At 63.8% G+C, this 20,887-nt stretch carries 19 protein-coding genes; 8 read left to right on the top strand and 11 right to left on the bottom strand.

Annotated elements, in window-relative coordinates:
- The first annotated feature begins 54 nt into the window (after positions 1-54).
- From bamA to fabZ, 3 genes are all read left to right on the top strand, one after another.
- A complete protein-coding gene (bamA, locus tag BLV07_RS13210) occupies positions 55-2,577 on the top strand; it encodes an outer membrane protein assembly factor BamA (RefSeq protein ID WP_091885820.1) in 2,523 nt (840 codons plus the stop codon).
- Positions 2,578-2,702: 125 nt separating this feature from the next.
- Positions 2,703-3,770 (top strand): UDP-3-O-(3-hydroxymyristoyl)glucosamine N-acyltransferase, encoded by a 1,068-nt coding sequence (gene lpxD / locus BLV07_RS13205; protein WP_091885817.1) that lies wholly within the window; start codon positions 2,703-2,705, stop codon positions 3,768-3,770.
- Positions 3,767-4,228, top strand: a complete 462-nt coding sequence (gene fabZ / locus BLV07_RS13200; protein ID WP_091885814.1) for a 3-hydroxyacyl-ACP dehydratase FabZ — start codon at positions 3,767-3,769, stop codon at positions 4,226-4,228. The genes lpxD and fabZ overlap by 4 nt, the downstream gene beginning before the upstream one ends.
- A gap of 6 nt (positions 4,229-4,234) precedes the next feature.
- On the opposite strand, the gene BLV07_RS13195 is transcribed toward fabZ, so the two are convergent.
- Complete coding sequence (locus tag BLV07_RS13195; RefSeq protein ID WP_091886078.1) at positions 4,235-4,579, bottom strand: KTSC domain-containing protein; 345 nt, start codon at positions 4,577-4,579, stop codon at positions 4,235-4,237.
- Positions 4,580-4,756: 177 nt separating this feature from the next.
- Between BLV07_RS13195 and lpxA the strand changes: the two genes are divergently transcribed.
- From lpxA to lpxB, 3 genes are read left to right on the top strand one after another with little or no spacing between them, the layout of a single operon-like run.
- Positions 4,757-5,548: an acyl-ACP--UDP-N-acetylglucosamine O-acyltransferase gene (gene lpxA, locus BLV07_RS13190; RefSeq protein ID WP_091885811.1), complete on the top strand. Its 792-nt coding sequence runs from the start codon at positions 4,757-4,759 to the stop codon at positions 5,546-5,548.
- 19 nt (positions 5,549-5,567) lie between these two features.
- Entirely contained in the window at positions 5,568-6,425 is an 858-nt protein-coding gene (locus tag BLV07_RS13185; RefSeq protein ID WP_176945511.1) for an LpxI family protein, read from the top strand.
- Entirely contained in the window at positions 6,422-7,600 is a 1,179-nt protein-coding gene (gene lpxB, locus BLV07_RS13180) for a lipid-A-disaccharide synthase (protein ID WP_091885802.1), read from the top strand. Before BLV07_RS13185 ends, lpxB begins: the two co-directional genes overlap by 4 nt.
- A gap of 103 nt (positions 7,601-7,703) precedes the next feature.
- On the opposite strand, the gene BLV07_RS13175 is transcribed toward lpxB, so the two are convergent.
- The 8 genes from BLV07_RS13175 to gltX all read right to left on the bottom strand — a co-directional run bounded on the left by BLV07_RS13175 (position 7,704) and on the right by gltX (position 16,956).
- A complete protein-coding gene (locus BLV07_RS13175; protein WP_091885797.1) occupies positions 7,704-8,471 on the bottom strand; it encodes an SDR family NAD(P)-dependent oxidoreductase in 768 nt (255 codons plus the stop codon).
- Complete coding sequence (locus BLV07_RS13170; RefSeq protein WP_091885794.1) at positions 8,468-9,577, bottom strand: ABC transporter ATP-binding protein; 1,110 nt, start codon at positions 9,575-9,577, stop codon at positions 8,468-8,470. Before BLV07_RS13170 ends, BLV07_RS13175 begins: the two co-directional genes overlap by 4 nt.
- A 10-nt stretch (positions 9,578-9,587) precedes the next feature.
- On the bottom strand, positions 9,588-10,445 hold the full coding sequence (locus BLV07_RS13165; RefSeq protein WP_176945510.1) for a carbohydrate ABC transporter permease: 858 nt from the start codon (positions 10,443-10,445) through the stop codon (positions 9,588-9,590).
- On the bottom strand, positions 10,438-11,361 hold the full coding sequence (locus BLV07_RS13160; protein ID WP_176945509.1) for a carbohydrate ABC transporter permease: 924 nt from the start codon (positions 11,359-11,361) through the stop codon (positions 10,438-10,440). The genes BLV07_RS13165 and BLV07_RS13160 overlap by 8 nt, the downstream gene beginning before the upstream one ends.
- A complete protein-coding gene (locus BLV07_RS13155; protein WP_091885784.1) occupies positions 11,358-12,644 on the bottom strand; it encodes an ABC transporter substrate-binding protein in 1,287 nt (428 codons plus the stop codon). Before BLV07_RS13155 ends, BLV07_RS13160 begins: the two co-directional genes overlap by 4 nt.
- Before the next feature lie 54 nt (positions 12,645-12,698).
- Positions 12,699-13,877 (bottom strand): ROK family transcriptional regulator, encoded by a 1,179-nt coding sequence (locus tag BLV07_RS13150; RefSeq protein ID WP_176945508.1) that lies wholly within the window; start codon positions 13,875-13,877, stop codon positions 12,699-12,701.
- Between the two features lie 202 nt (positions 13,878-14,079).
- Positions 14,080-15,381, bottom strand: a complete 1,302-nt coding sequence (gltA, locus tag BLV07_RS13145; RefSeq protein ID WP_091885777.1) for a citrate synthase — start codon at positions 15,379-15,381, stop codon at positions 14,080-14,082.
- A gap of 147 nt (positions 15,382-15,528) precedes the next feature.
- On the bottom strand, positions 15,529-16,956 hold the full coding sequence (gltX, locus tag BLV07_RS13140) for a glutamate--tRNA ligase (RefSeq protein WP_091885774.1): 1,428 nt from the start codon (positions 16,954-16,956) through the stop codon (positions 15,529-15,531).
- Between the two features lie 143 nt (positions 16,957-17,099).
- Here gltX and BLV07_RS13135 point away from each other — a divergent pair, with 143 nt between their 5' ends.
- On the top strand, positions 17,100-18,776 hold the full coding sequence (locus BLV07_RS13135) for a glutamine--tRNA ligase/YqeY domain fusion protein (RefSeq protein WP_091885771.1): 1,677 nt from the start codon (positions 17,100-17,102) through the stop codon (positions 18,774-18,776).
- 8 nt (positions 18,777-18,784) lie between these two features.
- Positions 18,785-19,171 (top strand): SgcJ/EcaC family oxidoreductase, encoded by a 387-nt coding sequence (locus BLV07_RS13130; RefSeq protein ID WP_091885768.1) that lies wholly within the window; start codon positions 18,785-18,787, stop codon positions 19,169-19,171.
- 42 nt (positions 19,172-19,213) lie between these two features.
- On the opposite strand, the gene BLV07_RS13125 is transcribed toward BLV07_RS13130, so the two are convergent.
- Together BLV07_RS13125 and BLV07_RS13120 are read right to left on the bottom strand one after the other, a co-directional pair.
- Positions 19,214-19,699 (bottom strand): adenosine-specific kinase, encoded by a 486-nt coding sequence (locus BLV07_RS13125; RefSeq protein WP_091885765.1) that lies wholly within the window; start codon positions 19,697-19,699, stop codon positions 19,214-19,216.
- Positions 19,700-20,093: 394 nt separating this feature from the next.
- Positions 20,094-20,759: a phosphoribosylanthranilate isomerase gene (locus BLV07_RS13120; protein ID WP_244551076.1), complete on the bottom strand. Its 666-nt coding sequence runs from the start codon at positions 20,757-20,759 to the stop codon at positions 20,094-20,096.
- Positions 20,760-20,887 lie beyond the last annotated feature (128 nt).

Here is a 20,887-nt window from a genome sequence, read left to right as displayed (position 1 = left end):
CCAGATCGGCGTTGGGGTTGGGTCTGGTACGGAATGATAAGGGCGCGTTGCGCGATGAAGTTTGGACTGCGACTCCGGGGGGGCTTGCTCGCAACCCTGATCATGTTCGGCGCGCCGGTGGTTGCCCCGGTTGGGGCTGTTTTCGTGTCTTCGTCTGCGCTCGCTCAGACGGTCCAGTCGATTTCCGTCCAAGGAAATCGCCGTGTCGAGGTGGAGACGATCCGCTCCTATTTCAAGCCGGGCCCGGGCGGCCGCCTGGATCAAGGCGCCATCGACGACGGCCTGAAGGCGTTGATCGAGACCGGCCTGTTCCAGGACGTCAGAATCAATCGCGGCCCCGGCGGCCAGATCATCGTCTCCGTGGTGGAAAACCCGGTGATCGGGCGCATCGCCTTCGAGGGCAACAAGAAGATCAAGGACGAGCAGCTCACCGCTGAGGTCCAGTCCAAGGCACGGGGCACCTTCTCCCGCGCCATGGTGCAGTCCGACACCTTGCGAATCGCCGAGATCTATCGCCGGTCCGGCCGCTATGACGTGCGCGTCACGCCTGAAATCATCGAGCAGCCGAATAACCGCGTCGACCTGATCTTCACGATCGAGGAGGGCGCCAAGACCGGCGTCAAGTCGATCGAGTTCGTCGGCAACAATGCATTCTCGTCCTATCGTCTGCGCGACGTCATCAAGACACGCGAATCGAACCTGCTGAGCTTCCTCGCCAGCGGCGACATCTACGATCCCGATCGCGTCGAGGCCGACCGCGACCTGATCCGCCGCTTCTATCTCAAGCACGGCTTTGCCGACGTCCAGGTCGTGGCCGCGCTCACCGAATACGATCCGGAGAAGAAGGGCTTCAACGTCACCTTCAAGATCGAGGAAGGCGCGCAATACCGCGTCGGCGCGGTCGACTTCCGCTCCAGCATTCCGAATTTCGATCCCTCGTCGCTGCGCGGGTATTCGCGCGTCAGCGTCGGCTCGCTCTACAACGTCGAATCGGTCGAGAAGTCGGTCGAGGAGATGCAGATCGAGGCTTCGCGCCGCGGTTATGCCTTCGCCGTGGTTCGTCCCGGCGGCGATCGCAATTTCGAGGCCCATACCGTCTCCGTCGTGTTCAACGTCGACGAGGGCCCGCGCACCTATATCGAGCGCATCAATCTGCGCGGCAACACCCGCACGCGCGACTACGTGATCCGCCGCGAGTTCGACATCTCGGAAGGCGATGCCTACAACCGCGCGCTGGTCGACCGCGCCGAGCGGCGGCTGAAGAACCTCGACTACTTCAAGAGCGTTAAGATCACGACCGAACCCGGCTCGTCGAGCGACCGCGTGATCCTGATCGTCGACATGGAAGAGAAATCGACCGGCGACTTCTCGATCTCGGGCGGCTACTCCACGACCGACGGCGCGCTGGCCGAAGTCTCGATCTCCGAGCGCAATCTGCTCGGCCGCGGCCTGTTCGCCAAGGCGTCGGTGACCTATGGCCAGTATGCGCGCGGTTACTCGCTGTCGTTCGTCGAGCCTTATCTGCTCGACTACCGCGTCGCGCTGGGCCTCGACCTCTATCAGCGCCAGCAGTTGGCCAACAGCTACATCTCTTACGGCACCAAGACGCTCGGCTTCTCGCCGCGCCTCGGCTTCTCCTTGCGTGAAGATCTGGCGCTCCAGCTGCGCTACTCGGTCTACCAGCAGGAAATCACGCTGCCGAGCTACTTAGCGAACTGTAACAACAATCTGGGAACGTCGGCCTTCAACCCGAGCCCGGCCTTCGCCGCCGTGAACGGCATCGATCTGAGCTCGACCAACGGCCTCGGCTGCTACAGCGACGGTGAAGCCTCGCTGCCGGTGCGCAAGGAACTTGCCAACGGCAAGACCCTGACCTCGGCGCTCGGCTACACGCTGACCTACAACACGCTGGACAACAACAAGAACCCCACCGACGGTCTGCTCATCGACTTCCGGCAGGATTTCGCCGGCGTCGGCGGCGACGTCAGCTATCTGAAGACCGTTGCGGACGGAAAGTATTACGCTCCGCTGGTGTCTGATATCGTCGGCATCGTCCGTCTGCAGGGCGGTATTCTGACCAAGATCAACGATGATCTGCGGATGCTCGACCACTTCCAGATGGGCCCGAATCTCGTCCGCGGCTTCGCGCCGAACGGCATCGGCCCGCGCGACCTGAATCCTTTCGGTACGCAGGACGCGCTCGGCGGCACCAAGTATTGGGGCGCTTCGCTCGAATTGCAGATGCCGTTCTGGTTCCTGCCCAAGGAAGTGGGTCTGAAGGGCGCGGTCTATGCCGACGCCGGCGGTCTCTACGATTATAAGGGACCGACGAGTTGGACCGCTACCAACGAGGTCAATGTGCCGGGTTGTATCCCGTCGACCATCAATCCGACGAGCACCGGAACCTGTACCGGCCTCGTTTTTGACGACAGCAAGGTTGTCCGCACGTCGGTCGGTGTCGGACTGATCTGGCAGTCGCCGTTCGGCCCGCTACGCTTCGACTACGCCGTGCCGCTCACCAAGGGCAAATACGATCGCGTCCAGGAGTTCCGGTTCGGCGGCGGCACCACGTTCTAATTCGATCAGCACGGCACGATCCGGATCACTGGAGCCGGTTTCCGAAAGGGATCGTGCCAATCCTGCAGATGAGGCATGATGCGGCCTGACCGCTTCATGCCGAAGCCGGACCGCGACGGGGTGGAATGGCGCAGCCGACCTTCTTCACAAAACCGCCTGCCTCAGCGTTGGCTGACATTGCCGCGCTGACCAAGGCGCAGCTGGTCGACCCCGAAAGGGGCGGCCAGGTCATCACGGGCCTTGCTTCGCTCGACGAAGCCGGCCCGATGCATCTGGCGTTCTTCGACAACCTGAAATATGCCGATCAGCTCAAGGCGACTGGGGCCGGGGCCTGCCTCGTGAGCCCGCGCTTCGAGGCCGAGGTGCCCGCGCATGTGGCCGTGCTGCGGGTGGCGCAGCCGTTCCGTGCCTTCGTCAGGATCGCGCGGGAATGGCACGGAGACGCGCTCAGGCCGCAATCCTGGGTCGGCAATGACGGCATCGCGCCGTCCGCCATCATCGATCCCACGGCCCGGCTCGAGGACGGGGTGATCGTCGATCCCCTGGCTGTGATCGGCCCGGACGTCGAGATCGGTAGCGGCACCGTGATCGGCGTCGGCGCGGTGATCGGCCCCGGCGTCAAGATCGGCCGGGACTGCAATGTCGGTGCCCGCACGGCCATCCAGTGCTCCCTGATCGGCAACAACGTGCTGATCCATCCGGGCTGCTCGATCGGCCAGGACGGCTACGGCTTCATCTTCTTCGGCCCCGAGGGCCATTTGAAGGTGCCGCAGACCGGGCGGGTGCTGATCCAGAATGACGTCGAGGTCGGCGCCAACACCACGATCGACCGCGGGTCCTTGCGCGACACCGTGATCGGCGAGGGGACCAAAATCGACAATCAGGTCCAGATCGGCCACAATGTGACGATCGGGCGGCACTGCCTGCTGGCGGCCCAGATCGGCCTCGCCGGCAGCCTGTCCATCGGCGACAACGTGGCGCTGGGAGCGAAGGTTGGCATCAACAACCACCTCAAGATCGGCGACGGAGCTCAGGTGACCGCCATGAGTGCCGTCAAGGACGACATCCCGCCGGGCGGACGCTGGGGCGGGCATTTCGCCAAGCCGACCAAACAGTGGTTCAAGGAGATCATCGCGGTGGAGCGCCTGGTGCGCGACAGCAAGGCCGATGCGAAGGACGAGGGACGGGAATGACGGTGGAATCACCTGTTAAGTTCGAACTGGTGGATATCAACGCGATCCTCCAGACCCTGCCGCACCGCTTTCCGATGCTCCTGATCGACCGCGTGATCAACATCCGCGCCGATTACAGCGGCATCGGCATCAAGAACGTCACCTTCAACGAGCCGGCCTTCCAAGGGCACTTTCCCGAGCGCCCGGTCTATCCCGGCGTGATGATGATCGAGGCGATGGCGCAGACCGCGGGCGTGATCGGCATCAAGTCGGTCGAGGGCACCGAGAAACCGCGCGCGGTCTATTTCCTGACCATCGACAAGTGCAAGTTCCGCAAGCCCGTGCTGCCCGGTGATACCATCGAGTATCACATGCGTTCGCTCGGCCGCCGCAAGGCCATGTGGTGGTTTCACGGCGATGCCAAGGTCAACGGGCAGATCGTTGCGGAAGCCGACGTCGGCGCCATGCTGACGGACTGAGCGGCATCAATCCTTCTGGGCCGGCTCGTGTGTCCGGCACGCGTAGCTCCCGGTGGTCGCCTCGGGCTTGATATTCTGGTTGAAGAACTGCCCCATGGAGGGCGCGCCGAGGAGACTCTCGACCGTATCGGGCGTCACGCCGCAATAACGGTCATAGGCGCCGTTGTTCGCGACAACCAGATTCTGCTGCGCGCGATCGTAACAGACCCGCTGAAGCACCGTGCTGCGGGTGATGTCCCGGCATTCAAATGTCCCGAGATCGACGAGGCGGCGTTCGCCGGTCTCGACCGTCTCGGACACGATCGGAGCCGTCGCGAGCTGGGCGAGCAGAAGTGCCAGGGTCCTGACCACGATCACCTCAGGCTTCACATGAACCTGTTGATGGGCCGGGAAGGCCACCTCATCCGGCACATGAAACACGCCGAGATGATACGTCACTGGACAGATCGGGCATAGTCGCGCTAACCAGCCGAAAACCAAGTGACTTCAATACATAACCAGACCTTCTTGACGAGTAAGATTGGCTTGATGAGCAAGATTGATCCCACCGCACGGGTCGCGGACGGCGCCGTGATCGGCGCGGGCACTGAGATCGGACCCTATTGCATCATCGGCCCGAACGTCGTGATCGGCGCGGACTGCAAGCTGATCGGACACGTCACCGTCATCGGCCATACCTCGCTCGGCGATGGCTGCGTGATCTCGCCGTTCGCAGTGCTGGGCGGCGCCCCGCAGGATCTCAGCTACAAGGGCGAGCCGACGAAACTCGAGATCGGTTCCAGCTGCACCATCCGCGAAGGCGCGACGATGAATGTCGGCACCATCAAAGGTGGAGGGCTGACGCGCGTCGGCAACGGCGGCTATTTCATGAACAACAGCCATGTCGGCCATGACTGCATGGTTGGCGACAACGTGATCTTCGCGACCTCGGCGACGCTCGGCGGTCATTGCGAGATCGGCGACGCCGTCTACATTGGCGGCCTGTCGGCGGTGCACCAGTTCACGCGCGTCGGCCCCTATGTCATGGTCGGCGGTGTGTGTGGCGTCCGCGACGACGTTATCCCGTACGGGCTGGTCAATGGCCAATATGCGGTGCTGGAAAGCCTCAATCTGATCGGCATGAAGCGGCGCAAGTTCACCAAGCAGCGGCTTGCGACCGTGAGAGGGTTCTACCAAAAACTCTTCCACGGTCCCGGCACTTTCGCCGAGCGGCTGGAGGCCGCGCGGCCGCTCGCGGGCGAAGACCCTGCGATCGCCGAAATCCTCGACTTCATCGGCAAGGGCAAGCGCCCGCTCTGTCTTCCCGCCATCGCGAAGTGATCCTGGGATGGCCGCGGGCATGACATCGGCGGCTGCGGAGATTTCCTCACCTGTCGGCGTGGTCGCCGGCGGCGGCGCCATGCCGTTCGCGGTTGCCGAATCGCTTGCCGCGCGCGGCATCACACCGGTGCTGTTTCCGCTGCGCGGGGCCTGCGATCCGGCGCGGGTGGAGAAATTCCGCCACCGCTGGATCTCGGTCGGCCAGCTCGGCCGCGCGATGCGGCTGTTTCGCGAAGAAGGTTGCCGCGACCTGATCTTCATCGGCACATTGGTCCGCCCCTCGCTCTCTGAGATCCGCTTCGACATCAAGACGCTTCGCCTGCTCGGAAACGTCATCCGCGCCTTCCGCGGCGGCGATGATCATCTGTTGTCCGGCGTCGGCCGCATCCTCGAGCAGGACGGCTTTCGCATGGTCGGCATCAAGGATGTCGCGCCCGATCTGCTGATGCCCGAGGGCTGCATCAGCCGCGCCTGGCCGAGCGACACTGGCAAGACCGACATCGAGCGCGGCCGGGCGGTGCTGACTGCGCTTGGTCCGTTCGACATCGGCCAGGCCGCGGTCGTGATCGACGGTCATGTCGTGGCGGTCGAGGATATCGAGGGCACCGACGCGCTGCTCGCGCGCGTCGCGCGGCTGCGTGAGGAGGGCCGCATTCGCGCGGCCATGGGCCGCGGCGTGCTGGTGAAGGCGCCGAAGAGCGGCCAGGATCTGCGCTTCGACCTGCCGACGATCGGCCCGCGGACCATCGAGGGCGTCGCTAAGGCCGGTCTTGCCGGCATCGCCGTCATTGCCGGCAACACGATTGTCGCAGAGCCGCAGGCGATGATTGCGCTCGCCGACGCCAAATACCTCTTCGTCATCGGCCTGCCGGCGTGATGCAGGGCCGCGATCCCAAGCGCAAGATCTTTCTGATCGCCACGGAGGAATCCGGCGACCGGCTCGGCAGTGCCTTGATGAAGGTGCTGCGTCAGCGCCTCGGCGACGGTGTGCAGTTCGCAGGCGTCGGCGGCCGCACCATGGCGCGCGAGGGGCTCGAGACCCTGTTTCCGATCGAGGAGCTGTCGATCGTCGGCTTCGCCGCCGTCATTCAGCAATTGCCGAAAATCCTGCGGCTGATCCGTAAGACGGCCGACGCCGTGACCGAGGCCGCGCCCGACGCGCTCGTCATCATCGACAGCCCCGATTTCACCCATCGCGTCGCCCGCCGCGTGCGTTCGCGCAGTCCGGCGATTCCGATCGTCGATTACGTGTCGCCGCAGCTCTGGGCGTGGCGGCCGGGACGGGCGCGGACCATGCTCGGCTATGTCGACCATGTCCTCGGCCTCTTGCCATTCGAGCCGGAGGAATACCGCAAGCTGGGCGGGCCGCCATGCAGCTATGTCGGCCATCCCCTGGTCGAGCAATTGGGCTCGCTGCGGCCGAACGCGGAGGAACAGAAGCGCCGCAACAGTGAGCCGCCGGTGCTCTTGGTGCTGCCCGGCAGCCGCCGCAGCGAGATCCGGCATCACCTCGAGGTGTTCGGCGCGGCGCTCGGCCGCTTGCAGGCGGAGGGGCGCGCGTTTGAATTGATGCTGCCGACCATGCCGCACCTCGAAGCGACGATCCGCGAGGGCATCGCGAATTGGCCGGTCCAGCCGCAGATCGTGATCGGCGAGAACGACAAGCGCGCCGCCTTCCGCGTTGCTCACGCGGCGCTGGCGAAATCCGGCACGGTAACGCTGGAGCTTGCGCTGTCGGGCATTCCGATGGTGACGGCCTATCGCGTCGGCGCGATCGAGGCCTTCATCCTGCGCCGCGCGATCCGCGTCTCCTCGGTGATCCTCGCTAATCTCGTGATCGGCAACGACGTCATTCCGGAGTTCTTGCAGGAGGACTGCACGCCGGAGAAGCTGGCACCGGCGCTCGCCGCGCTGTTGACGGACTCGCCGCTGCGCCGGGAGCAGGTCGAAGCCTTCGCCCGGCTCGATCAAATCATGTCGACCGGCAACAAGTCGCCGAGCGTGCTCGCCGCCGACATCGTGCTCGCGACGATGCGCAAGGGTAGGCGGTAAGACGGATTCGTAGGGTGGGCAAAGCGAAAGCGTGCCCACCATTTCTCCTCATCAATTGCGTAGAGAGACGGTGGGCACGCTGCGCTTTGCCCACCCTACAGGACTAGGCGAGGCCCGCGTCGACCTGAAAGCATTGGCGCGTGATGCGCTGGCTCTCGTCGGAGGCGAGGAACAGCGCCATGTTTGCGATGTCGTCGGGTGTCACCGCATCGGGAACGGCCTGACGCGCGCGCATCTCGGCGATTGCCTGCTCCTCCGGATACCACAGCCGGCGCTGGCGCTCGGTGATCACCATACCCGGCGCAATCGCATTGACGCGAATGCGGTCGGGGCCGACCGACCGGGCCAGCGAGTTGGTGAAGCCGACGATCGCCGCTTTCGCGGCGGCATAGACCGGCAGCGCCGGGGCGCCGCGGATCCAGGCGATCGACGACATGTTGATGATCGAGCCGCCGCCGCGCGCCCGCATCTGCGGCACCACCGCCTGCGCCGCGAAGAAGACGTGCTTGAGATTGACGCCGATCATCCAGTCGAACTCGGCCGGCGTCATCTCCGAAAGAATTTGGCGTTGATCGTTGGCGGCATTGTTGACGAGAACGGCGGCATCGCCCAGCGAACGGTGGACCTCCGCCATCGCGGTGCGCATGGCTTCGATGTCGAGGAGATCGCAGGGCACGAACAGTGGCGCAGTCTCGGACGCGGCCGCCACCTCCCGCACCAGCGTTTCACCGGCCTTCGTGTCGATGTCGAGGAAGGCGACGCGGGCGCCCTGGGACGCGAAAGCCCGTACGAAGGCGGCGCCGATGCCGCTGGCGCCACCGGTGATCAACACTACGCGCCCCGCAAGGCCTGAATAGGTCGTCTTCGTCATGCGATCAGTCGCTCCGTCTCGGGGTCGAACAGGCAAATGCGCCGCGTGTCGAGCGCGAAAGAGGCGGACGCGCCGAGCGTGGGGCGGATATCGGGCGAGATTCGCGCCATCGCGGGCTCGCCCCCGAGCCGCAACAACACCATCGTCTCGGCACCCGTCGGCTCGACCATTTCCACCGGCGCGTTGACGAGGACAGGCGCATCGCCGGAAAACGCGCGGCTGCCTTCGGCAATGCATTCCGGCCTGATCCCGAACACCACCTCGCGACCGACGAAGGATGCTGCGGCGTCATATCCCCTCAGGCGCAGACGAACCTCGTCCGGCCGCCCGGCGCCGATCACGACCACCGGTCCGTCATTCCCGGTCTCGAGCCGCGCCGGCATCGTGTTCATCGGCGGCGAGCCCATGAAACGCGCCACGAACAGATTGGCCGGATAGCGGTACACGGTATCGGGATCGGCGAATTGCTGCACGCTGCCCTGATGCATCACTGCGATCCGTGTCGCCATCGTCATTGCTTCGATCTGGTCGTGGGTGACATAGACGATGGTGGCGCCGATGCGCTGGTGCAGCCGCTTGATCTCCATCCGCATCTCGACGCGCAGCTTGGCGTCGAGATTGGACAGCGGCTCGTCGAACAGGAAGAGCAGGGGATTGCGCACCAGCGCGCGGCCCATGGCCACGCGCTGGCGCTGGCCACCAGACAATTGCGACGGCTTGCGGCCGAGCAGCGGCTCGATCTGGAGCAGCTTCGCCACATTCGCCACCGCCTTCTCCTGCTCGGCCTTCGGCACGTGGCGGCATTCCATGCCGAAGGTGATGTTCTGGCGCACCGTCATGGAGGGATAGAGCGCGTAGGACTGGAACACCATGGCGATGTCGCGGTCCTTGGGCGGTATGTCGTTGACGACGCGCCCGCCAATCTCGATCCTCCCCGCGCTCGGCCGGTCGAGCCCGGCGACGATGTTGAGCAGTGTGGACTTGCCGCAGCCGGACGGTCCGACCAACACGGTAAATTCGCCGCTCTCGATGTCGAGATCGATGCCTTTCAGCACCTCCAGATTGGCGTAGCGCTTGGACAGGGCGCGGATGCTTAGTGCTGCCATGACAAATCCATCATTTCACTGCGCCGGCGGTAAGGCCGCGCACGAAGTACCTGCCGCCGAGGAGATAGATCAACAAAGTGGGCAGCGCTGCGATGATCACCGCTGCGCTCTGCACGCCATGCTGCGGGATATCCGCAACTGCAGCAGATAGCGCGATGAGAGCAGCCGTGACGGGCTGCTGCTGGCCGCTCGTGAACGTCACGCCATAGAGGAATTCGTTCCAGATGTGCGTGAACTGCCAGATCACGGTGACGATCAGGATGGGAGGCGAGAGCGGCAGAATGATGCGCCAGAAAATACGAAAGAACCCGGCGCCATCGATGCGCGCGGCCCTGATCAATTCATGGGGAATGGCGACATAGTAGTTTCGGCAGAACAGCGTGGTGAAGGAGAGCCCCTGGATGGTGTGAATCAACACGAGGCCCGCCAGCGTGTTGATGAGACCGATGTCTCGCAGCACGATGGTCCAGGGAAGCAGGCGCATCTGCTGGGGAAGGAACAGGCCGAGGGTCACGATTCCGTAGACCCAGCTGTCGCCGCGAAAACGCCAGAGCGACACGGCATAACCGGCGATCGCACCGAGCATGGTCGAGAAAATCGTCGCAGGAATCGTGACGAGCGCGGAGTTCAGCATGTACGGACGGATGCCGGCGCAGGTCTCGGCGACGCAGAAGCCGCTCCAGGCTGCGGCGTAATTGCTCCAGGCCCATTGCTGCGGCCAGCCGATCATCGAGGCTTGCGCGATCTCCTCGTTGCTGCGGAGCGAGTTCAGGACGACAACAGCCAATGGCGCGAGCCATGCTGCAGCGATCAGCGAAACGACGAGATAGATCAAAATCCGGGTTGGTGCGAAGGTTCGGTCACGCATGGGCCGCCCGCCGCCGCTGAAGATAACGCCACGCTGCATACGGCAGCAGCACCGCGAGAAGAATCAGCAGCATGAGCACCGCCGCCGCTGCCCCGCGACCGAGCAGGCTGCGCTGGAACATCAGGTCGTAGACGACAAGTGCCGGCAGCTGAGTCGCGATTCCCGGCCCGCCGTTGGTGAGCGCGCGGACGAGGTCGAAAGCCGAAATCGCGAATTGCAACTGGATCACGACGACGGTGATGGTGATCGGCCAAAGCGTCGGCAGAATGATGCGCCGGTACATTCGGACCGGTCCGGCGCCGTCGATCTGCGCAGCCTTGATGAGGTCGGCATCGACCGAGCGAAGGCCGGCAAGGAAGAGCGCCATGGCGAAGCCCGAGGATTGCCAGATGGCAGCGATAACAATGGTCCAGATGGCCATGTCGCGGTCAATCAGCCAGTCGAACTTGAAGGAGGTCCAGCCGAGGTCATGGACCAGCTTCTGGATCCCAAGGCCAGGATTGAGCAGCCAACTCCAGACCGTGCCGGTGACCACGAACGACACCGCCAGGGGGTAGAGGAAGATGGATCGCAGCAGGTTCTCGCCGCGAATGCGCTGATCGAGCAGGATCGCAAGGATGAGGCCGGTCACCGCGCTCAGCAGCACGAAAGCGCTGCCAAACAGCAGCAAATTGTCGAAGGCGATCTGCCAGTTCCGCGATGCCGCGACCGCCGTGTAGTTGCGCAACCCCACCCAGCCCGAGACCGGCACCAGAGTGGATGGCGTGAACGAGATCCAGATCGTCCACAGCGAGAACGACACGAGGTGCGCGGCGGACAGCAGCAGCGGCACCCAGATCATCAGATATTCGGGCAGCCGGCGCACCACGTCAGATACCGCCGGCCGGCCCAGTCTTGTCGCGACGGCTTGGGTCAACGTGCGCTCTCGACGGCATCGGCAAGGCGGGTGACCGCTTGCTCCGGCTTGATCGTCTTGTTCTTCACGTATTCCGTGATCACGTCGATCATCGCTGCGGTCATTCCGTTTTCCTGCGCCATATTGTGCGCAAGACTCAGAACCGCCTGATTGCTGGCAATAGCATCTTTCAGGGCTGCTGCGGTCCGCCGTTGACCGTCCGACCAGCCTTCACCGGAAAGATCGACATCGGTGCGCACGGGTATTGACCCCGTAATCTGCGAATACATCGTCTGGATCGCGGGATCCATGACGAGCTGAGCCATCAGCATCTGACCGGCCTGGAGGTCGGGCTCCTTGCGCTGCCAGAAGATGAACGCATCGGCGTTCAACAGGAACACCGGCTTGCCATTGTCGCTGGGGCCCGGCGCAATCATGAAGTCGTCGAACTTGAAACCGGCATTGCGTAATACGCCCTGCGCCCATCCGCCCATGATCATCATGCCCATGTCGCCGTCGACGAAGCGCTTCAGGTTGGTCGAAAAGTGTTGGGCGCCGACGTTGGGATCCATCCAGTCGGCGATCTTGCGCACCTGCGCGAACGCGGCCTTGAGCTCGGGACCCTCCAGAGCTTTCTTGTCGAGATTCATGATGGCGGCGCGGTATGCGGTGGGACTGATGCCCGCCAGAGAAGCCTCGAATTTTTGTCCGTCGTCCGGGCGGGTACCACCGTTGGCGATGGGATAGGGGACACCGCCCGCTTTCATCTTTTCGGCAAGGTCATTGAAGTCTGCCCAGGTGACGGGGATCTTGTCGGCCTTGGCCTTGTCCATCGCGCGTTTGGACAGGAACAGCATGTTGGTGCTGTAGATCTGCAACGGCAGCGCGATCCACTTGCCGCCCGGCTTATGCAATCGTGCAAGATCTGGAGCGACGACCTTCTCATAGCTGGCGGCAGCGACGACGGCGTCAAGATCGACGGTCGGGGCAATCTTCGACCAGGCTGCAATCTCGGGACCTTTGAGTTGCGAGCAGGCCGGTGGATCTCCGGCCATGATCTGAGCGCGCAGCTTGTTCATCATCTCGGTGGTGAAGCCGGGGACGGGCGAGTGCTGCCAGACCCCTCCCTTCTCCTCGAATTTCTTACCGAGCGCCGTGATGGCCGCCCCGTCGCTGCCCGCGGACCATTGCGAGATCGCGGTCAGGCGCGGCTTGACCGCGCCCTGGGCGCGGGCAAATGCCGGCAGCGCGAGTGCGGCAGCAGATCCAGCGAGCAGACGACGCCTTGTTGTTGTGATCGGCATGGCAGTTCCTCCCGGTGTGAAGTTCTTTGCGCGTTGAGGCCGGCTCAGGGCATGTCAGGCGGCCTCCGTCGATGTGGCGGGCATGCCGCCGCGGCTGGCCAGGCAGAAGGCGGCGAAGGCCAGGGCAGCCTGCGGATCGTTGCCGGTCGAGGGTGGCACGAAGGCGATGGACACTTGCGCCAATGTCCGGCCACCCAGCAGGCAGGCGTCGATCCCCTCGACCACGGCGTTGCGATCGTCATCGGAGAGCAGCGATGGCCAGCCGCTGATGGCGACGCCACCGCATGGCTTCACATTCAGCGTGTTGCCGATCGCAAGGCCAAGCCGGAACAGCCGCCGCCGCAACTCCTGGCGCACGCGCGTCGAGAGCGGGATCGCGTGCACCCATTCGCTGCCGAGATGGAGCAATTCGGCGTCGGAGACGCCGAGGAGCTCGGCCAAAGCGGCGAGCGAGGTATAGGCCTCGACGCAGCCGAGATGGCCGCAGCGGCAGCGCGGTCCCTCGGGTCCAAATACCATGTGGCCCAGTTCGACCGGCTGGAGTGCATCGGCTTCAGACGGGTCATCCATCCAGGCGCCGGCAACGCCATGGCTGACAAAGACGAACAGATGCGTGCCGCCGAACGGATAGTTCTGCGTGCGGCAGCGGTGAAAGGTGGCGTGCGCCACCACCGAATTGGTGAATTCCAGCGGCACATCGGCAAACATCTCGCCGATCATGGCGCTGATGCGTCCGACGTCGCAGGCGATGATCGGATTGCCGGATATGGTCAACCGGCCAAGGCCCGGAATGGAGACGCCGATCTGGGAGAGCGTGATGTGGCGGCGGCGTGTCCAGTCGCGCAACAATGTCATCGCTTCGCGGAACACGCGGCCGACCGTCTCAACGGTTGGCGCCTTGGGCAACGGCAGACGCTCGGTATAGTGCAGCTCGCCCGACAGACCACCGACGCCGACGCTGAGCCATTGAGCGGACAGCTCGACGGCTGCGAGCGCCACCGAGCCGTCGAGCGACACGAGACCCGTCGGGCCGCCGACGTAAGGGGCAGGGCGCCGCACTTCCTCGATCAGGCCCTCGGCCTTCAGGTCGAACAGGATGCGCGACAGGCTCGCCTCGGACAGGCGCACCGCCTTCGCCAGCGGCGGCCGAAACGAGCCGCCCGACTGGAGCAAATGAGTCAAAATGGCAGCGCGCGTCTGCCGCCGACTTCTCGGCTGCTCCGGCATTTCCATCCCTATCGTCATTCTTACTTAGTGTAAGAATTTGCGCGCGGAGCGTTTCGACTGTCAAGTGTTTGCCGGTCCGATGCGCCGACTTGTTGTTGTGCGCGGCAGCAAGGTCGGCGTGTGCGATCTCCCAAATCGTAGATGTCCTGCCAAACGAAAACGGCGCCATCTCTCGATGGCGCCGTTTCGAAAGCCGTGACGACCAATGTTACCGCTTGTCGATCGGCACGTAGTCGCGCTTGGCGACGCCGGTGTAGAGCTGGCGCGGACGGCCGATCTTCTGGTGGGGATCCTCGATCATCTCGCTCCACTGGCTGATCCAGCCGACGGTGCGGGCGACCGCGAACAGCACGGTGAACATCGAGACCGGGAAGCCCATCGCCTTCAGTGTGATGCCCGAATAGAAGTCGACGTTCGGGTAGAGCTTGCGGTCGATGAAATACTGGTCGCTGAGCGCGATCTTCTCGAGCTCCAGCGCCACCTTCAGCATCGGATCGTCGCCATGGCCGGTCTCCTTGAGCACGGCGTGACACATCTTCTGCATGATCTTGGCGCGCGGATCGTAGTTCTTGTAGACGCGGTGGCCGAAGCCCATCAGGCGGACTTCAGAGTTCTTGTCCTTCACCTTGGCGATGAACTCGGGGATCTTGTCGACCGTGCCGATGTCGTAGAGCATGTTGAGCGCGGCTTCGTTGGCGCCGCCATGCGCCGGGCCCCACAGGCAGGCGATGCCCGCCGCGATGCAGGCGAACGGATTGGCGCCGGAGGAGCCGGCGATGCGCACCGTCGAGGTCGAGGCGTTCTGCTCGTGGTCGGCGTGCAGGATGAAGATCTTCTCCAGCGCGTCGGCGAGGACCGGGCTCACCTTGTAGTCCTCGCAGGGCACCGCGAAGCACATGTTGATGAAGTTCTCGGCGAATCCGAGCGAGTTCTTCGGATAAACGAAGGGCTGGCCGACGGTGTACTTGTAAGCCATGGCCGCCAGCGTCGGGATCTTCGCGATCATGCGCATGGAGGCGATCATGCGCTGCTTCGGATCGTTTATGTCGGTGGAGTCGTGGTAGAACGCGGCGAGCGCGCCGACGGCCGCCACCATGATCGCCATCGGATGGGCGTCGCGACGGAAGCCCTGGAAGAAGCGGGCCATCTGCTCGTGCACCATCGTGTGATGGGTCACGCGGTAGTCGAAGTCCTTCTTCTGCGTCGCCGTCGGCAGGTTTCCGTAGAGCAGGAGGTAGCAGGTCTCCAGGAAGTCGCCGTGCTCGGCGAGCTGCTCGATCGGGTAGCCGCGGTATTCCAGCACGCCCGCGTCGCCATCGATATAGGTGATCTTGGACTGGCAGCTCGCCGTCGAGGTGAAGCCCGGATCGTAGGTGAACAGGCCGGACTGGCCGTAGAGCTTGCCGATATCGATCACATCGGGCCCGACGCTGCCGCTGAGGATCGGAAGATCGTAATTCTTGTTTCCGACCGTCAGCGTGGCGGTCTTGTTGCTCGGTTTTGCGTCCATCGTAGGTCCCCGATGTGTGGTGAAACGGGCCGGAGCCGGAGGCCCCTGAGGAGATCGTTGGGGGCAGGCCGGATGTTCCAGAATGTACGGGGGAGATGGGTATATTATTGCTGTGTGCGCTGCAAGATCACCCCACGCATGGTCGACTTACGTCGTAGATTGATCTTTAAGCCGGCCCAGGCTTTCCTGGCGTCCCAGGACGTCCAAAACCTCAAATATACCAGGCGACGTCGTCCGTCCGGTCAGCGCGGCCCGCAAGGGCTGGGCGACCGCGCCGAGCTTGAGACTATTTTCCTCGGCAAAAGTGCGCAGCGCGGCTTCCGTGCTGGCGCCGCTCCATGTCTCGACTTTCCCCAGCGCGGAATGAAGCTGGCCGATCAGCTTGCGGTTCTCAGCTGTCAGCAGCGCCTGCGCCTTGGCATCGAGCTGCAGTGGCCGGTCGGCGAAGATGAAGTAGGCGCCGTCGATCAGCTCGATCAGCGTCTTGGCGCGCTCCTTCAGGGCCGGCATGGCCTTCAGGAGCTGCGCCCGCGTGGTGTCGTTTAACTTGGCCTTAATGTCGTCGCGGCTGGGCACGACGTGGTCCAGCACATCCTCGAACATCTTCACGAGTGATTGATCGTCGGCGTTGCGGATGTAGTGGCCGTTGAGATTCTCCAGCTTGGCGAAATCGAAGCGGGCGGCGGCACGGCCGACGCTGCCGAGGTCGAACGCGGCGATCATCTCCTCGGTCGAGAAGATCTCCTGGTCGCCATGGCTCCAGCCGAGCCGGACGAGATAGTTGCGCAGCGCCGCCGGGAGGTACCCCATGGCGCGGTAGGCATCGACGCCGAGTGCGCCGTGGCGCTTCGACAGCTTCGAGCCGTCCGGGCCGTGGATCAGGGGGATGTGGGACATGCTCGGCAGCGCCCAGCCCATCGCATCGTAGATCTGCTTCTGGCGGGCGGCGTTGATCAGATGATCGTCGCCGCGAATGACATGAGTCACGCCCATGTCGTGGTCATCCACCACCACCGCGAGCATGTAGGTCGGGTTGCCATCGCCGCGCAGCAGGACGAGGTCGTCGAGGTTCTCATTCTGCCAGACCACGCGGCCCTGGACCTGGTCCTCGATCACGGTCTCACCGGTCTGCGGCGCGCGCAGGCGAATGGTGGGCTTCACGTCGGCCGGGGCGGTCGCGGGATCGCGGTCGCGCCACATGCCGTCATAGAGGCGGGTGCGGCCTTCGGCGCGCGCCTTCTCGCGCATGGCGGCAAGCTCCTCGGCGGTGGCGTAGCAGCGATAGGCCTTGCCGTCGGCGAGCAGCTGCTCGGCGACCTCGCGGTGGCGGGCGGCGCGGGCGAACTGGTAGATGACCTCGCCGTCCCAGCCGAGCTCCAGCCATTTGAGGCCGTCGAGGATGGCGGCGATGGCGGCCTCGGTGGAGCGCTCCCGGTCGGTATCCTCGATCCGCAGCAGCATCTTGCCGCCGTGCTTTTTCGCATAGAGCCAGTTGAACAGCGCCGTGCGGGCGCCTCCGATATGGAGGAAGCCGGTCGGCGAGGGAGCGAAGCGCGTGACGACGGAATCGGTCATTCTTGGCAGGGCCTATGCATTGGAGGCGGTGGTATATATCAGGACCGGAGCATAACTAAAGCCCGACAGCGGACCTGCTAAGGCTTGGCGCGGCCCAGCGAATTTGGCAGAAGGACCGCTGATTTCCCTACAGGATTTTCGTAATGACAGAACCGGTGGCGACTGAGGTTGGGCGCGATTTCATTCGTGACATCATCCAGGCCGATCTCGATCAGGGCAAATACAAGGAGATCGTGACCCGGTTCCCGCCGGAGCCGAACGGCTATTTGCATATCGGCCACGCCAAGTCGATCGCACTCAATTTCGGCATCTCCCAGGAGTTTCCGGGCCGCTGCCATCTGCGCTTCGACGACACCAACCCGATCAAGGAAGAGCAGGAATATATCGATTCCATCCAGGCCGATGTGCGCTGGCTCGGCTTCGACTGGGGCAAGAATCTGTTCTTCGCCTCGGACTATTTCGATCGCCTCTATGAATGGGCCGAGCAGCTGATCCGCGACGGGCTCGCCTATGTCGACGACCAGACCCAGGAGGAGATCCGCACTTCGCGCGGCTCGCTGACCGAGCCCGGCAGGAACTCGCCGTTCCGCGACCGCTCGGTGGAGGAAAATCTCGACCTGTTCCGCCGTATGAAGGCCGGCGAATTCCCGAACGGGGCGCGCGTGCTGCGGGCCAAGATCGACATGGCCGCGGGCAACATCAATCTGCGCGACCCCGTGCTGTATCGCATCCTGCATGCGCATCATCCGCGCACCGGCACCAAATGGAGCATCTATCCGAGCTATGATTATGCCCACGGCCAGTCGGATGCGATCGAGGGCATCACGCACTCGATCTGCACGCTGGAGTTCGAGGACCATCGGCCGCTCTATGACTGGTTCATCGAGAAGCTGCCGGTGCCGTCAGAGCCGCACCAGTACGAGTTCGCGCGGCTGAACCTGACTTACACGCTGCTCTCGAAGCGCGTGCTGACCCAGCTTGTTCGCGAGGGCCATGTCGCGGGCTGGGACGATCCGCGCATGCCGACCATCGCGGGGATGCGCCGCCGCGGCGTGCCGCCGGCCGCGCTGCGCGAATTCGTCAAACGCATCGGCGTCGCCAAGGCCAACAGCGTGGTCGATGTCGGCATGCTCGAGTTCTGCATCCGTGAGGAACTGAACCGCACGGCGCAGCGCCGCATGGCGGTGCTGAAGCCGCTGAAAGTGGTGATCGAGAACTATCCGGAAGGGCAGGTCGAGGAGCTCGAGGCGATCAACCATCCCGACGATCCCACCGCCGGCACGCGCAAGATCACGTTCGGCCGCGAGCTCTATATCGAGCAGGATGACTTCATGGAGAATCCGCCGAAGAAATTCTTCCGCCTGTCGCCGGGCAATGAGGTGCGGCTGCGCTATGCTTATTTCGTCAAGTGCACCGGTGTGATCAAGAACGACGCAGGCGAGGTGGTGGAGCTGCGCTGCACCTACGATCCCGCCACCAAGGGCGGCAACGCGCCCGATGGCCGCAAAGTCAAAGCGACCATGCACTGGCTACCGGCAGCGACGTCGAAGCCAGCCGAAATCCGCATCTACAACCAGCTGTTCTCCAATCCGAATCCGGACGCCGCGAACTTCGCCGCCGATCTCAATCCGCAATCGCTAGAGATCCTGGCTGATGCCCGAGTCGAGGCATCGGTTGCGGAAAGCAATTCGATGGAGCCGATGCAGTTCGAGCGGCAGGGCTATTTCGTGCGCGACAAGGACTCGACGCCGGGCAAGCCGGTGTTTTCGCGCACCATCGGCCTGCGCGACACGTTTGCCAAGGAAGTCGCGAAAGGCTGAGATACGACATGAACAATGAAGCCGACGCCATCGTTTCCGCCATCGTCGCGAAATGGTGCGCCGGCTTCGCGACGCTCGACGCGGCCGCGCTGTCGTCGCTCTATGCGAGGAACGCGTTCTTCTTCGGCTCCAACCCGAACCTCTATCGGGGCAGGGACGGCGTCGCGGACTATTTCAACGGCCTGCCGCGCTGGCGCTCGCCGAGCGTCCGTTTTTCCGAGGTGGCCGCGGCGCAGGTCGCGCCCGATGTGATCAACATGGCCGCGATCGCCTCGTTCGACCTCGGCGAGGAGGCCGCGCCGCTGTCGGTCAAGCTCACCTGGGTGATTGTGCGCGAAGATGACGGCTGGAAGATCGCGAGCCACCACGTGTCGTCCCGGGCTGCGCTGATCTAGCGCCGGGGGGCGTACCTGATCGCATCCTGCTTCATCCAGCCACTACAGCTTGTAGCCGATCTTTCGCAGCAGGTCCTTCCGCCACGTAATGTCGGCGTCGGTTTCTACACCCAGCGGCGAAGCGCCATCCACCACGCCGAGCACGCCGCGGCCCAGCTCGGTTTGCGCGACGATCACCTGTGTTGGGTTGGCGGTCGCGCAGTAGATGCGGCAGACCTCCGGCACCGCGCGCACGGCAGCCAGCACGTTGACGGGAAAGAACCCGTCGCCCAGGAAGATCAGGAAAGTGTGGCCGGCGCCGATGGCCGATGCATTGTCGCGTGCGAGAGAGAGGGCGGCTTCGTCATTACCTGACCAGCGCACCAGCCGCTTGCCGGAAGCCTCGCAGAAGGCCAACCCGAAGCGGATGCCCGGGACCGCGCCCACCAGCGCCTCGTGGAGGTCTTCCACGGTCTTGATGAAATGCGACTGGCCAAAGATGAAGTTGGCCGCGTCCGGTTTGACGATGGGCACCACGGTGAGTTCCATGGCTACGCTCCTATCGGCAGAGTTCCACATGTTAGGCCGCCGGAAGGTGATTGCAAGCCGTACAGCCGGCCGCGCAACGATCGCGATTACCGCACCCGATATTTGCTCGCGTAGTGCTTGCCGAGAATCTTGCGGGTCTGATCGGCCAGCCGCTTGTTGCCAGTCGCCGGCGGCCTGGCGTGGCGCGTCTTCGGTTTTGGCCAATCCGTTCCTGAGCTCTGCTTTCTCGGCGTGCGCATAACTGCAGACCACGTTGCGACATAACCATCTAAGGGACGATCTCAACCGGGCTGCCGGTCGAAAGGCCAAGATCGCGGTCCGCACGGCCCTGGGATTCCCCATGGGCGCATCCGAAATCCGTGAACCGAACAATCACAATGTCAGCTGCTCCACACTATGCCGGCGCCGCCGCCCGAGCCGCTTCGTGGAACCGGCGGACTCGATCCAGGTCCTTGGCGTGCGATCCGTCCTGATCCGTTCTCGTCTTGGAATCAACACCGGCTGGACGGACGGTGCGGATCGCTTCTGCGACGTTGTCCGGTCCGAGACCACCGGCAAGGACAACAGGAACAGGGGCGAGGTCCACGATCCGGCGGCTGATACCCCAGTCATGCGTCACGCCGAGCGCGCCGATCTGCTCGTCCGTGGCTCGATAGCTGTCGAGAAGCAGAAGGTCTGCAATGCCAACGTAGCTGCGGGCAATCGCGATGCTCTCCTCGCCGAACACCGGTATGCTCCTCATCACGACCATCCCGGGCAACATGCGTTTGAGCGAAGCAACGTCTTGCGGCGAAAGCAATTCGGCGCTGGCTCCCAAATGGACGATCGCGGGGTTGAGTTCGCGCGCCCATGAGGCAATCAAGGAGAGATCGCAGGTCAGAAACAGTGCTGAGAACTTCGATGGCGGTATAATCGCCGCGGCGATTTCGGAAGCTGCTGAGATCGGCAGCTCGCGCGGAAATCGGCCGTCTCCGACGAGCACGCCGACATGATCGACGCCAATGGCTGAAACAGCGGACGCCTCTTCGAGGGTGGAGATTTCATAAATCTGGGTCAACATCGCGCGTAACCTCCGCGGCGGACATTGAGCATAAGACATCCGAGGGCGGCGTTTGGCAAAGCCACAGCCTTCGTCGGCTAGCGGGAGTCGAAGATTGGGTCGGCTGCCCGGCGGGGACGCAGTCCCAG

This window comes from Bradyrhizobium sp. Rc2d (assembly GCF_900099855.1).
Taxonomy (GTDB): domain Bacteria; phylum Pseudomonadota; class Alphaproteobacteria; order Rhizobiales; family Xanthobacteraceae; genus Bradyrhizobium.
This window is presented reverse-complemented; position numbering and strand designations above follow the sequence as displayed.